13 protein-coding genes and 1 tRNA gene are annotated in these 14,830 nt (G+C 55.5%); 10 read left to right on the forward strand and 4 right to left on the reverse strand.

What is annotated here, in order from left to right; all coding sequences use genetic code 11:
- Positions 1-39 precede the first annotated feature (39 nt).
- The 3 genes from ABU178_RS00590 to ABU178_RS00600 are packed head-to-tail and all read right to left on the reverse strand — an operon-like array spanning position 40 to position 2,821.
- A complete protein-coding gene (locus tag ABU178_RS00590; protein ID WP_397210956.1) occupies positions 40-1,104 on the reverse strand; it encodes an ABC transporter ATP-binding protein in 1,065 nt (354 codons plus the stop codon).
- Positions 1,101-2,105: an ABC transporter ATP-binding protein gene (locus ABU178_RS00595; protein WP_397210958.1), complete on the reverse strand. Its 1,005-nt coding sequence runs from the start codon at positions 2,103-2,105 to the stop codon at positions 1,101-1,103. Before ABU178_RS00595 ends, ABU178_RS00590 begins: the two co-directional genes overlap by 4 nt.
- Positions 2,102-2,821, reverse strand: a complete 720-nt coding sequence (locus tag ABU178_RS00600; RefSeq protein ID WP_397210959.1) for a FadR/GntR family transcriptional regulator — start codon at positions 2,819-2,821, stop codon at positions 2,102-2,104. The genes ABU178_RS00595 and ABU178_RS00600 overlap by 4 nt, the downstream gene beginning before the upstream one ends.
- 769 nt (positions 2,822-3,590) lie before the next feature.
- Between ABU178_RS00600 and ABU178_RS00605 the strand changes: the two genes are divergently transcribed.
- On the forward strand, positions 3,591-3,893 hold the full coding sequence (locus tag ABU178_RS00605) for an HTH-type transcriptional regulator (protein ID WP_397210960.1): 303 nt from the start codon (positions 3,591-3,593) through the stop codon (positions 3,891-3,893).
- 36 nt (positions 3,894-3,929) lie between these two features.
- On the opposite strand, the gene ABU178_RS00610 is transcribed toward ABU178_RS00605, so the two are convergent.
- Complete coding sequence (locus tag ABU178_RS00610; RefSeq protein ID WP_397211138.1) at positions 3,930-4,523, reverse strand: HD domain-containing protein; 594 nt, start codon at positions 4,521-4,523, stop codon at positions 3,930-3,932.
- A gap of 65 nt (positions 4,524-4,588) precedes the next feature.
- Between ABU178_RS00610 and ABU178_RS00615 the strand changes: the two genes are divergently transcribed.
- The 9 genes from ABU178_RS00615 to dppF all read left to right on the forward strand — a co-directional run bounded on the left by ABU178_RS00615 (position 4,589) and on the right by dppF (position 14,379).
- Positions 4,589-5,053 carry a MarR family winged helix-turn-helix transcriptional regulator gene (locus ABU178_RS00615; protein ID WP_397210961.1) on the forward strand — a complete coding sequence of 155 codons (465 nt, stop codon included), beginning with the start codon at positions 4,589-4,591 and terminating at the stop codon, positions 5,051-5,053.
- A gap of 144 nt (positions 5,054-5,197) precedes the next feature.
- Positions 5,198-5,626, forward strand: a complete 429-nt coding sequence (locus ABU178_RS00620) for an organic hydroperoxide resistance protein (RefSeq protein ID WP_397210962.1) — start codon at positions 5,198-5,200, stop codon at positions 5,624-5,626.
- Between the two features lie 347 nt (positions 5,627-5,973).
- The gene (eptB, locus tag ABU178_RS00625) at positions 5,974-7,665 is read left to right on the forward strand and encodes a kdo(2)-lipid A phosphoethanolamine 7''-transferase (protein ID WP_397210964.1); all 1,692 of its coding nucleotides are present in this window, start codon (positions 5,974-5,976) and stop codon (positions 7,663-7,665) included.
- A gap of 125 nt (positions 7,666-7,790) precedes the next feature.
- Positions 7,791-7,867: transfer RNA gene (locus ABU178_RS00630), tRNA-Pro, on the forward strand.
- A gap of 783 nt (positions 7,868-8,650) precedes the next feature.
- Positions 8,651-10,261: a dipeptide ABC transporter periplasmic-binding protein DppA gene (dppA, locus tag ABU178_RS00635; protein WP_397210966.1), complete on the forward strand. Its 1,611-nt coding sequence runs from the start codon at positions 8,651-8,653 to the stop codon at positions 10,259-10,261.
- A 172-nt stretch (positions 10,262-10,433) separates the two neighbouring features.
- Positions 10,434-11,453 carry a dipeptide ABC transporter permease DppB gene (dppB, locus tag ABU178_RS00640; protein WP_397210968.1) on the forward strand — a complete coding sequence of 340 codons (1,020 nt, stop codon included), beginning with the start codon at positions 10,434-10,436 and terminating at the stop codon, positions 11,451-11,453.
- A gap of 9 nt (positions 11,454-11,462) precedes the next feature.
- The gene (gene dppC, locus ABU178_RS00645; RefSeq protein WP_397210970.1) at positions 11,463-12,365 is read left to right on the forward strand and encodes a dipeptide ABC transporter permease DppC; all 903 of its coding nucleotides are present in this window, start codon (positions 11,463-11,465) and stop codon (positions 12,363-12,365) included.
- A 12-nt stretch (positions 12,366-12,377) separates the two neighbouring features.
- On the forward strand, positions 12,378-13,364 hold the full coding sequence (gene dppD, locus ABU178_RS00650; RefSeq protein ID WP_397210972.1) for a dipeptide ABC transporter ATP-binding protein: 987 nt from the start codon (positions 12,378-12,380) through the stop codon (positions 13,362-13,364).
- A complete protein-coding gene (gene dppF / locus ABU178_RS00655; protein ID WP_397210974.1) occupies positions 13,354-14,379 on the forward strand; it encodes a dipeptide ABC transporter ATP-binding subunit DppF in 1,026 nt (341 codons plus the stop codon). The genes dppD and dppF overlap by 11 nt, the downstream gene beginning before the upstream one ends.
- The last annotated feature ends 451 nt before the right edge of the window (positions 14,380-14,830 follow it).

A 14,830-nucleotide genomic window follows, 5' to 3' on the forward strand; every position in this document is an offset into this window, starting at 1 on the left:
AAAGTATCACGAGCTTTCTTCACGGCATTTCTCCAGAGATTAAGATTGCTGACTTGCCGCCTGCTCAAACAGGGTGCGGCGACGTAAAAAGGCGGCGGAAGGCGGCGCGATGGCGATCACGCTGCGGTCACGATTCACTTCCTGCCAGCGATGGCAGGCCACCTGACGGCCTCCGGCCAGAACCTGATTGATCGGCTCAAACTGGCGACACTCGTCGGTGGCGTAAGGACAACGGGTATGAAAACGGCAGCCGGAGGGCGGCGCTGCGGGATTCGGCAGATCGCCCTGCAACATCGGGATGGCGCGCGTCACGCCTGGCTGCAACTGCGGCGCAGAGGCGATCAGCGCCTGGGTATAGGGATGCAGCGGCGCGTCAAAAATCTCGTCAACGTGGGCCAGCTCGACAATCTGCCCCAGATACATCACCGCCACGCGATCGCTCATGTGACGGATCACCGCCAGACCGTGAGCCACGATAATCATCGTCAGGCCAAACTGCTGCTTCAGGTTCTCCAGCAGGTTCACCACCTGCGCCTGCACCGAGACATCCAGCGCGGAGACCGGCTCATCGCCGAGTAGCAGCTTTGGCCCGGAGGCGAGCGCGCGGGCTATGCCGATGCGCTGACGCTGGCCGCCGGAAAACTCGTGCGGATAACGCTGCGCCCAGGCGGCGGGCAGGCCCACGGTGCGCAGCAGTTCATGCACACGCTCGCGCCGACCATCGCTGCTCAGGGATTCATGCAGCCACAGCGGTTCGCCAACAATATTCTCCACCGTCATGCGCGGATTGAGCGAGGCGAAGGGATCCTGAAAAATGATTTGCAGCTCGCGCCGCAGCTGGTTAAGGCGCGCGCCGCTGGCATCGGTAATCGCTTCGCCCTGATAAAAAACGTCGCCCTGGCTGGCGTCGAGCAAACGCAGCAGCAGACGGCCAAGGGTCGACTTGCCGGAGCCGGACTCGCCCACAATGGCCAGCGTCTCGCCCGCCTTAACCTGTAGCGAAACGCGATCCACCGCCGTCACCTGGCTATTGCGTTTGAATAGCCGCGTCGGACCGGCGAAAGTTTTGCTCAGGTCGCGACATTCCAGAATCGGTGTGCTCATGCGATCTCTCCCAGGGTGACATGTTCTTCCAGCGGCGCACGAAAGCAGGCCACCTGATGATCGCCTGCGATGTTGCGCAGGGCAGGGCGCGTCAGATGGCAGCGCGTTTCGGCAAAGGGACAACGCGTGGCAAAGCGACAGCCTGCGGGCATCTGTTCCGGCAGCGGGACGTTGCCGGGAATGGTGGCTAAGCTGCCACTGCGCGCGGCCAGGCTGGGAATCGAACCCATCAGCCCGATGGTATAAGGGTGTTGCGGATCGTTGAAAATCGCCTCCACGCTGCCGGTTTCCACAACCTGCCCGGCGTACATCACCGCCACGCGCTGCGCCACTTCGGCGACCACGCCCAAATCATGGGTGATCATCAGCACCGCAGTGCCGGTTTCTTTTTTCAGCGTGTTGAGCAGATCGAGGATCTGCGCCTGGATGGTGACGTCGAGGGCGGTTGTCGGCTCGTCGGCAATCAGCAGCTGAGGATGGTTAATCAGCGCCATAGCGATCATTACGCGCTGGCGCATCCCGCCGGAGAGCTGGTGCGGGTACGCCTTCAGGCGCATCGCCGGAGCGGGAATCTGTACCTTCTCCAGCACCGCCAGCGCCACGTCCATCGCCTCGCGACGGCTGACGTGACGGTGACGTATCACCGCCTCGCTGAGCTGATCGCCAAGGGTAAAGGCGGGGTTGAGCGAGGTCATCGGCTCCTGAAAGATCATCGCCAGCTGGTTGCCGCGCAGGTTGGCGTAGTCTCCTGCTTTCAGATGGCGCAGATCGTTGCCGATAAAACGCATCTCGCCCTGCAAAATCTCTGCGCTGGCGGGCAGCAGCCCCATCAGGGCCAGCGAGGTGATACTTTTACCGCAGCCCGATTCGCCGACCAGCGCCAGGGTTTCACCGGCCTGTAACGTCAGAGAGATGTTGTCCAGTACGGTGACGGGCGAGCCGCGAAACTGGACGCGAAGATTGCGTACCGCCAGCACGGGCGTAGCGTCGTTAGCGCTCATAGTGACGCTTCCTCCGGTTGGTAAAGGGTTTCGGTCATGGCCTGTTGCAGCGCCAGCAGATGTTCGCGCATGGCCGCAGCGGCTTCGGCTGGCTGCCGGTTGGCGATACAGCTCACCAGCCGGGCGTGATGATCGTCGTAGCTGTTGAGACGCGCCGGGGTGCGCGCCTGCACGCGCAGATGCTGCCAGCCCGGATCGCGACGTACGGCGTCAATGGCGTCGAACAAGCCGAGCATCAGCCGGTTGCCTGCCGCTTCGGCAATGGCGCGATGAAAGGCGCTGTCCCAAAGCTCATGCTGATCGTCATCGCCGGGCGTGATGTGATGCATACGCTCCAGTAGCCGCGTCATCAGGGCGATCTGCTCTTTGCTGGCGCGTAATGCCGCCATGCGCGCCAGACCCGGCTCCAGCTGCAAGCGCGCCTCCATGACTTCCAGCAGGTTCGACTGTTGCGGAAGATCCTGCAGCACCAGCGGTTGCACCGGCGCGGCGGGCCCGACAAAGGTGCCTTTACCCTGTTTACGCCAGATGCGGCCTTCCTCTTCCAGCACATCGAGAGCACGCCGGATTTCCCGCCGACCCACGGCAAACCGCTCGGCCAGCTCACGCTCGGTAGGCAGCGGCCGTTCCGGGGTTGCGTCCAGCTGTTGAACCAGCTGGCGAAGCTTTTCCAGCGCAGAATGGGAATTGGTGCGGATTTCAGGCGTATCACTCATGATTGGTTCGCTCACTTTTTAGGTCGAAACAGCCTGTTTGCGGGCCTCAAATCTCCGGAATCGAAGGTCTGGCGCTCAATCTGTTTTATTTCTCTACGCAAGAACCGAACCAATCTGCTATTGGTTCGCGCAAGCCAGGCCAAAGAAAGTGCTAATTCTCTGTTAATTAATGGGATTTATTTTTTATTCGCGACGGGGAGGTGAAGCGCAGTGATTTCTTACCGTGCCGCCTTCAGGGCAATGCGCGCTGATGGTGCAGAAAAAGGGCGAAAAGTGTGCAAAAAAACGTGGATAAAAATAAAGGTTACTTACCGAAAGTTATCAGAATCAACAGGATGCAGATCTGGCTCTTTTCTTGCTGGAGAGATGTGTTAAGCAAAAAGTTAAACAAGGCGTTTCCGGAGCGCATGACAAGTCTGTCCATAACAGAAAAATTTTTCTGATGAATAAGCATGCGGCATTATCTGAAAACTCAAACATTTAGCGCGGCGACAACATAAAAAGCATAAGCTCGGAAGAAAAATTAGTCAGTGAGGAAGCGGCAAACGGCGTGGTTTCTACTAATAATTAGGATCCCGGTTATTTGTTGCATTGTCCTGATACCGAATAGCAGTGCGCAGCAGGCTGTGTCCCGTAATGGTTTCCAGAAAACAACCATAACAAACCCTTGCGGGATACAGCCTGAAACAACCGGCTTTCAGAACCTGAGCTTCAGGTTTTTGCCTCCGTCCCTTTCACGTGCTTCATAGTGAGTTTTAAGGAGTTCCCTATGGAAATTAAAGATCCAATGACCGAGTTGCTCAGCAGCCTTGAGCAGATTGTTTTGACACGTGATGGTAAGCCTTGCGTTTCAGAAATCCGAATCAAAGAAGAATTCATTCCCGAACCGCAACGCTTACGTGAAATGACCGGTATGCAGGTCGATGAATTTGCCAAAGTGATGGGGGTGAGCGTTTCGGCAGTGAAGAAATGGGAAACGCGCCGCACACGTCCTTCAGCAACAGCACAAAAACTGATGCAATTACTGCATACCAATCCCTACCTTGGCCGACAATTGTTGAACCAAAAATAAGCCTTCTCAACCCGCCGACCGGCGGGTTTTTTCTGCTTAGCTTAACCCGCCATATTTCGCCGCCTGCTTCACAAACCAGCTTTCAGGCACGCTGTACGGCGGCTGCGCCAGCTGATCGATGCCGTTTGCGATAACGGTTGACGCCTGCTGCCACAGACGCGTGTTGCCCTGCTTCAGCAGATCAATCTGGATACGTTTTTCCACCAGATAAACGCGAGCGAAGTGGGGATCGAAACGCACAATGGATCGCGTGTTGTCGATGATGTCCGCCAGCTTAATGGTTTGCGCCTCGGGCGCGGCATCTGCCGTATGGCGAAAGTGCGCCAGCTTGCGCGCCGCGCGGTTGCGGGCATGGGGTTGCGCGCTGTCGGTCAGCATCGCGACCAGACGCGCTACCGGCTCGCCAAAATGGGACTCAATATCCTGTAATGTCGTGGGCGTATCTTCAACGGTATCGTGCAGCCAGGCCGCCGCCAGCATCACCTCATCGTCGGTGACGCTGCGTACCAGCTCCACTACCGCCGCCGGATGGACAATATAGGGTTCATCGGTGTATTTCCGGCGTTGCCCCATTTCCGCATGGGCTGTTGTGGCATAGCGCCGCGCCTGTTCTTCCAGTGAAAAAATCATCATTTCACCCCCGGATGGTAAAAGGTTGCTTGCAATTATCTGGCGCGCTATTTATATTGTTCTTCATGAACAGTAATCAAGATGACAAAAAAGTGAACGAGGCGCCACTGTTGCTCGATCAACAGCTCTGTTTCGCTCTTTATTCCGCTAATCTGGCGATGCATAAGGTCTACCGGCAGCTGCTGGCGCAGCTGGAGATCACCTATCCGCAGTATCTGGTGATGCTGGTGCTGTGGGAAAAAGATGATCTTACCGTCTCGGAAATCGGGGAGCCGTTGTTCCTTGACTCAGCTACCCTGACGCCGCTGCTGAAACGGCTGGAGAGCGCCGGACTGATTCAACGTCAGCGTTCGCGTCAGGATGAACGTCAGGTAGCGGTTACCCTGACCGAAGCGGGACGCGCCCTGCGCAGCAAGGCCGGGGCGATTCCGGAAGCGATACAGTGCGCCTCAGCCTGCGACAGCGAAACCCTGCACGCCCTGAAACAGCAGCTGGATGAGCTGAGAGATAATCTCAGCCGCCAAAAGTGATCTAAAATTATTACCGTGATGTTGATGCCAGGCATCAACATCACGCAGAGATTCAACTTCGTCACTCAGGTGACATAACAATCGGCGCAAGATATAGTGGTATAAATGGTGCGCTATTAAATAGCACAAGTAAGCGAGGGTTGTATGTCTTTAGAAAAAGTTGTGTATCGTGCAAAAGCCAAAGCCACCGGTGGTCGTGACGGTCGTGCTACCTCTTCCGACGGCGTGCTGGATGTGAAACTGGGTGTGCCGAAAGAGATGGGCGGCGCGGGCGGCGAAGTCACCAACCCGGAGCAGCTGTTCGCTGCGGGCTATTCCGCCTGCTTCCTCGGCGCGATGAAATTTGTCGCTTCGCGCGACAAAATTACTCTGCCTAAGGATGCGTGGATTGAAGGCGAAGTGGGCATCGGGCCGCTTCCGACCGGATTCGGCATTGAAGCAACCCTGAATATCAATCTGCCGGGCATGGATGAAGCAGATGCGCAAAAGCTGGTGGATGCTGCGCATATCGTTTGCCCTTACTCTAATGCAACGCGCGACAATATCGACGTTACCCTGAATATTATTCGCTGATTTCCTGCCTGACGGGCCCGCTTAGCGGGCCCGTCAGGTTTTAACAGGCTCTTTTCACTCTCTTTCATCGTGCTTTCCGTACAGAAAATCGCGAAGGTGCCGGTAGCGCTGTTTGGCCCTTTTGCGCCTCTCCAGGACTAATCTCACTGTCGTGACCGTGAAACCGCTGGTTTTACATCTGTACAAATGTTCTACTATGCCGCTTCATGTAAATCGCTTTTACCTTGTTCTGCATTCTCCCGTCAGGGCCTGCCATATCTTATGCGTTGATGAAGCGAACTCTGACGCGTTCAGAGGGTCACAATAGCGTTTAGCATATTGATACCAGGCCAGGAAAATTACCTCTCATGAATTATATTAAAACGTTAACCCAGCAAAAGCTGTCGCTGCTGCTGGCGTTATATATTGGCATCTTGTTGAATTTACCGATTTTTTATCGCCGCTTTGATGGCTTTATTCATAAATCCACAGCAACCAACTGGTTCTCTGCCGCTACCGAAGTTATCGCGATTGTTCTGCTGACTTTTTTCCTGATGCGTTTATTGTCGCTGGGCGGAAGGCGAATTTATCGCGTGCTGGCCAGCCTGCTGGTGCTGATTTCCGTCGCCTCAGCCTATTACATGGCTTTCTTTAACGTAGTGATTGGCTACGGCGTAGTGGCGTCGGTGATGACCACCGATATCGATCTGTCAAAAGAGGTCGTCGGGCTGCATTTTGTCGCGTGGATGGTGCTGGTCAGCGCCTTGCCGCTGCTGATGATCTGGCGCAATAACCTCAGCCTGACGCTGAGGGAGCAGCTGAAAACGCCGGGGCAGCGATTGAAGCCGGTCGTGATTATGCTGCTGGCCGTGGCGCTGGTCTGGTTGCCGATTCGCTATCTGGATAAGTTACAAAAGACCAACGAAGATATTACCAATATCGATCTTCCCAGTTACGGCGGCATCGTGGCGCACTCTTATTTGCCATCGAACTGGCTGGCGGCTGTTGGCCTGTTTGCCTGGACACATATCGATGAAAGCGTAGACAGCAATGAGCTGTTAGATCCGGCGAAAAAGTTCACCTATGTGGCGCCGCCGGGTATCGACGATACCTACGTGGTGTTTGTGATTGGTGAAACCACGCGCTGGGATCATATGGGGATGCTCGGCTATAACCGCGACACCACGCCGAAGCTCTCGAAAGAGAAAAACCTGGTGGCATTTCGCGGTGAATCCTGTGATACCGCAACCAAACTTTCGTTACGCTGCATGTTTGTGCGCGAGGGCGGCACCGAGGATAGCCCTGGCCGCACGCTGAAAGAGCAGAATATTTTCGCGGTAATGAAAGAGCTGGGCTTCACCTCTGAGCTGTTCGCCATGCAGAGCGAGGTGTGGTTCTACGATAATACCAAAGTCGATAACTTTGCTTTCCGCGAGCAGATCGGTTCGGAGAAGCGCAACCAGGGTAAAGCGGTGGATGACATGCTGCTGGTGCCGGAGCTGAAGGCGTCGCTGGATAGCCATCCGCAAGGCAAACATCTGGTCATTCTGCATACTAAAGGTTCGCATTATCTCTACTCCAAGCGTTATCCGCGTGATTTCGCCCGCTATCAACCGGAATGCATGGGTGTGGACGATACTTGCAGCAAAGCGCAGCTGATCAACGCCTACGATAATTCAGTGCTTTATATCGACACCATGCTGGACAGCGTGCTTGACCAGCTGCGTGATAAGAAAGCGATCGTTTTCTATGCGGCGGATCACGGCGAGTCCATCAGTGAAAATATGCATCTGCACGGTACGCCGCGTGAAATGGCGCCGCCGGAGCAGTTCCGCGTGCCGATGATGGTCTGGGCATCGGATAAGTACCTGGCTGATCCCCTTAACCGCAGCAACTTTGAGCGGTTACAGGCGCAGCAGCGTATTGGCAAAGCGCATCGTCACGTTGAGCTGTTTGATTCTATCCTCGGCTGTCTGGGTTACACCTCGCCGAACGGCGGCATCAAGTCGGCAAATAACTGGTGCCAGGCGCCTGCGGCCCAGAACGCTAAAACGCTCTGATTGCTGCCTGGAACTTATTGAGTCGTGAGCGTTTTCCCGCTGCTGTGTGCTTTCCAGGCGATCGGGCGGCGAAAGCAAAAAAGCGGTTGACGCTCTGTATCAGGCGCAGTAAGATGCGCCCCCATCGGTGAGTGGCGCAGCCTGGTAGCGCACTTCGTTCGGGACGAAGGGGTCGGAGGTTCGAATCCTCTCTCACCGACCAAATCAGAAAAACCTGCTTGTTAAAGCAGGTTTTTTTTCGTCTGAAGTCAATGAGGATGAGAACCTCCGAAGGAGGTTTGCGCCGAGCGAAGCGAGACAACGCCTTGACCAGAAAGACTGGTTTGTTTCAGTGGCCAAAGCTCTATTATATTGATGCTTTTTCCGCTGTGATTTTTTGATAACTCCTTAATACCGCCACTCCAGGCAAATTACTCTTCTTAATCCCCATTATCTCTTTTTTTACTTATCAAACCCTGACGCTGTCACGCCTGCCATCTTAATTCGCAACACATTCTGCTTATGACCGTTTCCTGCTTTTTGCTGATTTCTTATGGCTGCGAGCCAGCATATTTCGCTGCCTGAACGTCATAACGCACGACGAATCGTTTAGTTATTCAACGTTTAACGATAAATTTTGAACGTTTTTTAGCGGTGAGAATAACTATCCGTTCAGCTTTTCACCAGAAGGTTGAGCGGCATGGCAAGGCGATAAACAAATTTTTCAACTGCTTCAGGCGGCAAAAGGTTTTTTTTATCGTTGCTTGCGGTTACTCACACTCTGTGTAAATAACTCACGGTTGTATTGACGTTCTTTGCAACTGTTGACAAATTGATGCGTCAATAAAGATGCAGAAGCGGATTACTCTGACAGATTCCACGGTGTCAGGTTCTCACAAAAAAACACTTCGCTCTTTGGGTCATCGTCAGATGACCTGCCTCGACCGCATAAAAAAAACAGAGGTCAGGCAATACACACAACAACACATCACAATGGAGCAAAAGCATGATCAACTCCCTGGCTAAATCCAGGATGCTGAAGGTCGGTCTGAGCCTGATTGCCATGACCGTTGCCGCAGGTGTCCAGGCGAAAACCCTCGTTTACTGTTCAGAAGGTTCGCCTGAAGGCTTTAACCCTCAGCTGTTTACCTCTGGCACCACCTATGATGCCAGCTCACGTCAGATCTATAACCGCCTGGTGGAATTCACTATCGGCACCACCGAGCTGCATTCGGCGCTGGCTGAGAAGTGGGACATCAGCGATGATGGCAAAACGTACACTTTCCACCTGCGTAAGGGCGTGAAGTGGCAAACCACCAAAGACTTCAAACCGACGCGCGATTTTAACGCCGACGATGTCGTGTTTACCTTCGAACGCCAGCTGGATAAAAACAACAAGTACCATAATGTTTCCGGCGGCAGCTACGAGTACTTCGAAGGCATGGACATGCCTGCGCTGATCGGCAAAATCGAAAAAGTCGACGACTACACCGTACGCTTCGTGCTGACGCGTCCCGAATCGCCGTTCCTCGCCGACCTGGGGATGGACTTCGCCTCCATTATGTCGAAAGAGTACGCGGACAATATGCTGAAAGCGGGCACGCCGGAGAAAGTGGACCTGAACCCGGTCGGCACCGGTCCGTTCCAGCTGCTGCAGTACCAGAAAGATTCCCGCATCCTGTACAAAGCGAACCCGGATTACTGGGGCACCAAGCCGAAAATCGATCGCCTGGTGTTCTCTATCACTCCGGACGCGTCCGTGCGCTATGCCAAGCTGCAGAAAGGCGAATGTCAGGTGATGCCGTATCCGAACCCGGCGGATATCGCGCGGATGAAGCAGGATAAAAACATCAACCTGTATGAGCAGGCTGGCCTGAACGTCGGCTATCTCTCCTACAACGTTGAGAAAAAACCGCTGGATAACGTCAAGGTGCGTCAGGCGCTGACCCTGGCGGTAAACAAGCAAGCGATTATCTCCGCCGTTTATCAGGGCGCTGGCCAGCCGGCTAAAAACCTGATCCCGCCAACCATGTGGGGCTACAACGACGCGGTGCAGGATTATCCTTATGACCCGGCGAAAGCCAAAGAGCTGCTGAAAGAAGCGGGTCTGCCGGACGGCTTCTCTATCGACCTGTGGGCGATGCCGGTGCAGCGTCCTTACAACCCGAACGCCCGTCGTATGGCGGAAATGGTTCAGGCTGACTGGGCGAAGATTGGCGTGAAGGCCAAAATCGTCACTTACGAGTGGGGCGAGTACCTGAAACGCGCCAAAGCGGGCGAGCATCAGACCGTAATGATGGGCTGGACCGGCGACAATGGGGATCCGGATAACTTCCTGGCGACCCTGTTTAGCTGCTCAGCGGCGAAAGATGGCTCTAACTACTCTCGCTGGTGTGACAAGTCCTTTGAAGATCAGATCCAGCCTGCCCGTGCCACAGCTGACCAGGCTAAACGCGCGGCCTATTACAAACAGGCTCAGGTGATCATGCATGACCAGGTCCCGGCGTTGATGATTGCGCACTCAACGGTATACGAACCGGTCAGCAAAAAAGTCTCCGGCTACAAAGTGGATCCGCTTGGCGGACACTATTTTGCCCAGGTAGACGTTCAGGAATAAGCCTTGTCGTTTTTCGGGGCTGGCGTGAGCCGCCCCGGTTTTACCCCCCTGTGTTACTGGAAACGGTAGAGGCGCGGCCTGTCTGCGTCGCGGTCGGGGCTACCCGATCGTCAGATGTGAGCAATAATTAACCCTTCGGCGACGGCCGCAGGGTAACGAGAGAAACCGGATTATGTTGCAGTTCATATTCCGACGTCTGGGCCTTGTTATCCCAACGTTTATCGGCATTACCTTACTAACCTTCGCGTTTGTCCATTTGATCCCCGGCGATCCGGTGCTGATCATGGCGGGAGAACGCGGGATCTCCCCCGAACGCCACGCGCAGCTATTGGCTCAGCTTGGTCTTGATCAACCGCTGTGGAAACAGTATCTCACCTACATCAACGGCGTATTGCATGGCGATCTCGGTATTTCGCTAAAAAGCCGTATCCCGGTATGGGATGAGTTTGTGCCGCGCTTCAAAGCCACGCTTGAGCTGGGTATCTGCGCAATGATTTTCGCCGTGGCGCTCGGCATTCCGGTTGGCGTACTGGCGGCAGTAAAACGCGGCTCGGTGTTTGATCACACCGCGGTAGGCATCTCGCTGACCGGCTACTCTATGCCTATTTTCTGGTGGGGCATCATGCTGATTATGCTGGTATCGGTGCAGCTTAACCTGACCCCGGTATCGGGGCGCGTGGGCGATACCGTGTTCCTGGATGACAGCAATCCGCTGACCGGCTTTATGCTGATCGACACCCTGTTCTGGGGCGAGCCAGGCGACTTCAAAGATGCCGTGATGCACATGATATTGCCAGCCATTGTGCTGGGCACCATTCCGCTGGCAGTGATTGTGCGTATGACGCGCTCGGCAATGCTGGAAGTGCTGAGTGAGGACTATATCCGCACCGCGCGCGCCAAAGGGCTGACGCGTATGCGCGTCATCGTGGTGCATGCGCTGCGCAACGCCATGCTGCCGGTGGTTACCGTTATCGGCCTGCAGGTCGGCACGCTGCTGGCGGGCGCCATCCTGACGGAAACTATCTTCTCCTGGCCGGGCCTCGGGCGCTGGCTGATCGAAGCGCTGCAACGCCGCGACTATCCGGTGGTGCAGGGCGGCGTGCTGATGGTGGCGGTGCTGATTATCCTGGTTAACCTGCTGGTTGATCTGCTGTATGGCGTGGTTAACCCGCGCATTCGACATAAGAAATAAGGGGGCATCATGTCTGTTGTTGATCCCGCGAGCGTCACCGCCGCACCCAAGCCGATGACCCCGTTTCAGGAATTCTGGCACTATTTCAAACGTAACAAGGGCGCGGTTGTCGGCCTGGCTTACATCGTGATTATGCTGCTGGTGGCGCTGTTCGCTGGCGTGCTGGCGCCGCACGCGCCTTCCGAGCAGTTTCGCGACGCGCTGCTGCATCCGCCGGTCTGGCAGGAAGGCGGCAGCTGGCAATATATTCTCGGCACCGACGACGTTGGCCGCGACGTGCTGACGCGCCTGATGTATGGCGCGCGTCTGTCGCTGCTGGTGGGCTGCCTGGTGGTAGTGTTATCGCTGCTTCTCGGCGTGGTTTTCGGCCTGATGGCGGGCTACCTCGGCGGCGTGATTGACGCCATCATTATGCGTGTGGTCGATATCATGCTGGCGCTGCCGAGCCTGCTGCTGGCGCTGGTGCTGGTGGCGATTTTCGGCCCCTCGATCGTTAACGCCTCGCTGGCGATAACCTTCGTCGCGCTGCCGCACTATATCCGTCTGACGCGCGCGGCGGTGCTGGTGGAAGTACAGCGTGATTACGTTACCGCTTCCCGCGTTGCCGGCGCTGGCACGCTGCGCCAGATGTTCGTGAACATTCTGCCTAACTGTCTGGCGCCGCTGATCGTGCAGGCATCTTTAGGCTTCTCCAACGCGATCCTCGATATGGCCGCGCTGGGCTTTCTCGGTATGGGTGCGCAGCCGCCGACGCCGGAGTGGGGCACCATGCTCTCCGACGTTCTGCAATATGCGCAAAGTGCCTGGTGGGTAGTGACCTTCCCCGGAGTGGTCATCCTGCTCACCGTGCTGGCATTTAACCTGATGGGCGATGGCTTGCGTGATGCACTCGACCCGAAACTCAAGCAGTAAAGAGGCACCGAGATGGCGTTATTAAATGTAGATAAATTATCGGTGCATTTCGGCGACGAAAAGGCACCGTTCCGCGCGGTTGACCGCATCAGCTATCAGGTAGAACAGGGCCAGGTGGTCGGCATCGTCGGCGAGTCAGGCTCCGGCAAATCCGTGAGTTCGCTGGCGATCATGGGCCTGATCGATTTCCCCGGCAAGGTGATGGCCGATAAGCTGGAATTTAACCAGCGCGACCTGATGCGTATCTCCGAAAAAGAGCGCCGCCAGCTGGTGGGCGCCGAAGTGGCGATGATTTTCCAGGATCCGATGACCAGCCTGAACCCTTGCTATACCGTGGGCTATCAGATTATGGAAGCGATCAAGGTGCATCAGGGCGGCAATAAGCGCTCGCGTCGCCAGCGCGCCATCGATCTGCTGAATCAGGTGGGGATTCCCGATCCGGCGTCGCGTCTGGATGTCTATCCGCATCAGCTGTCGGGCGGGATGAGCCAGCGCGTAATGATCGCGATGGCGATTGCCTGTAAACCCAAGCTGCTGATTGCCGATGAGCCGACTACCGCGCTCGACGTGACGATTCAGGCGCAAATCATCGAACTGCTGCTCGACCTGCAAAAGCAGGAGAACATGGCGCTGATCCTGATCACCCATGACCTGGCGCTGGTAGCGGAAGCGGCCCAGCACATCATCGTGATGTATGCCGGGCAGGTGGTGGAAACCGGCAAGGCGGTTGATATCTTTAAGGCGCCGCGCCATCCCTATACCCAGGCGCTGCTGCGTGCGCTGCCGGAGTTTGCGGCGGATAAAGCGCGGCTGGCGTCACTGCCGGGCGTGGTGCCGGGCAAGTACGATCGCCCGACCGGCTGTCTGCTGAACCCGCGCTGCCCCTATGCCACCGACCGTTGCCGTGTGGACGAACCTGAATTACGCACCATTCCGGGGCGTCAGTCCAAATGTCACTATCCACTGGATGATGCCGGGAGACCGACCTATGAGTCCTGAAAATACCCAGCAGAAGTACCTGCTGCAGGCGATTGACCTGAAAAAACATTACCCGGTGAAGAAAGGCCTGTTCGGCGAACAGCGCATGGTCAAAGCGCTGGATGGCGTCTCCTTTAACCTGGAACGCGGTAAAACGCTGGCGGTGGTGGGCGAATCCGGCTGTGGTAAATCGACGCTGGGCCGCCTGCTGACCATGATTGAAACGCCGACCGCAGGCGAGCTTTACTGGCACGGTCAGGATCTGCTGAAGCACGATCCGCAGGCGCAGAAGCTGCGTCGGCAAAAAATTCAGATCGTGTTTCAGAACCCTTACGGCTCGCTGAATCCGCGTAAGAAAATCAGCCAGATTCTGGAAGAGCCGCTGCTGATCAACACCAGCCTGAGCAAAGCGGAACGGCGCGAAAAAACGCTGGAGATGATGGCGAAAGTGGGGCTGAAAACTGAGCATTACGATCGCTATCCGCATATGTTCTCCGGCGGTCAGCGCCAGCGTATCGCCATTGCGCGTGGCCTGATGCTGGAGCCGGACGTACTGATTGCCGATGAGCCGGTTTCAGCGCTCGACGTGTCGGTGCGCGCTCAGGTGCTAAACCTGATGATGGATCTGCAACAGGAGATGGGGCTGTCATACGTCTTTATCTCGCACGATCTTTCGGTGGTTGAGCATATCGCCGATGAGGTAATGGTGATGTACCTTGGCCGCTGTGTGGAAAGAGGTAGCAAAGAGGCGATTTTCAACACCCCTCGCCATCCTTACACCCAAGCGCTGCTCTCCGCCACGCCGCGTCTGAACCCGGACGAACGACGCGAGCGCATCAAACTGACCGGAGAGCTGCCGAGTCCGCTTAACCCGCCGCAGGGCTGCGTCTTTAACGCGCGTTGTCGTCGTCGTTTCGACACCTGCGTTAAAGTCCAGCCGATGCTGAAGCGCTATGGCGAGCAGCAGATCGCCTGCTTTGCGGTGGATCAGGATGAAGGCCACATCGCAGGCGAAGCGGAAAAAATCAGCCAGTAAGCGAAAAGGCCCCTGACGGGGCCTTTTTTACTTCGATATTGTTTATGTCCGGAGATAAAAAAAAATTTTTCTGCACTCTACCGCTGTTTGCCTTAATCGTCAGGATTTATAAAATTTATTAATAAGCGCTGCTGACAACAAGACACGCATAGTAAAAGCCAGATGACAGGTTGTTAGCGCTATAAAGAATCGCCGCAGGCGATCGATTTACGTAAAGCGTTTAGCTGTTTTTCGATCGAAGCCAGGACAAAGTAATCATTTCTTTTGCAGCTGTTTACTGCCACCGATATTTTGATTTACCCGCCTAATGTGTCTCTTTTCTGTAAATCCCTTTCTGATAAAACAAATTAATGAATTTACTGTGGTAAAGTGCTGTAAAAGCCACTTTCTCGCTGAATTTGAATCTTAAAGATAAAACAGTTTTATTGAATATGGCGCTTTTATAATCAGA

The sequence above is a fragment of the Pantoea osteomyelitidis genome (assembly GCF_044342975.1).
GTDB classification, from domain to species: Bacteria; Pseudomonadota; Gammaproteobacteria; order Enterobacterales; family Enterobacteriaceae; genus Pantoea; species Pantoea osteomyelitidis.

Excerpts from the sequence above, each read along its gene's own strand:
- ABU178_RS00590 (WP_397210956.1), bottom strand. The coding sequence starts at position 1,104 with ATGAGCACACCGATTCTGGAATGTCGCGACCTGAGCAAAACTTTCGCC.
- ABU178_RS00595 (WP_397210958.1), bottom strand. The coding sequence starts at position 2,105 with ATGAGCGCTAACGACGCTACGCCCGTGCTGGCGGTACGCAATCTTCGC.
- ABU178_RS00600 (WP_397210959.1), bottom strand. The coding sequence starts at position 2,821 with ATGAGTGATACGCCTGAAATCCGCACCAATTCCCATTCTGCGCTGGAA.
- ABU178_RS00605 (WP_397210960.1), top strand. The coding sequence starts at position 3,591 with ATGGAAATTAAAGATCCAATGACCGAGTTGCTCAGCAGCCTTGAGCAG.
- ABU178_RS00610 (WP_397211138.1), bottom strand. The coding sequence starts at position 4,523 with ATGATTTTTTCACTGGAAGAACAGGCGCGGCGCTATGCCACAACAGCC.
- ABU178_RS00615 (WP_397210961.1), top strand. The coding sequence starts at position 4,589 with ATGAACAGTAATCAAGATGACAAAAAAGTGAACGAGGCGCCACTGTTG.
- ABU178_RS00620 (WP_397210962.1), top strand. The coding sequence starts at position 5,198 with ATGTCTTTAGAAAAAGTTGTGTATCGTGCAAAAGCCAAAGCCACCGGT.
- eptB (WP_397210964.1), top strand. The coding sequence starts at position 5,974 with ATGAATTATATTAAAACGTTAACCCAGCAAAAGCTGTCGCTGCTGCTG.
- dppA (WP_397210966.1), top strand. The coding sequence starts at position 8,651 with ATGATCAACTCCCTGGCTAAATCCAGGATGCTGAAGGTCGGTCTGAGC.
- dppB (WP_397210968.1), top strand. The coding sequence starts at position 10,434 with ATGTTGCAGTTCATATTCCGACGTCTGGGCCTTGTTATCCCAACGTTT.
- dppC (WP_397210970.1), top strand. The coding sequence starts at position 11,463 with ATGTCTGTTGTTGATCCCGCGAGCGTCACCGCCGCACCCAAGCCGATG.
- dppD (WP_397210972.1), top strand. The coding sequence starts at position 12,378 with ATGGCGTTATTAAATGTAGATAAATTATCGGTGCATTTCGGCGACGAA.
- dppF (WP_397210974.1), top strand. The coding sequence starts at position 13,354 with ATGAGTCCTGAAAATACCCAGCAGAAGTACCTGCTGCAGGCGATTGAC.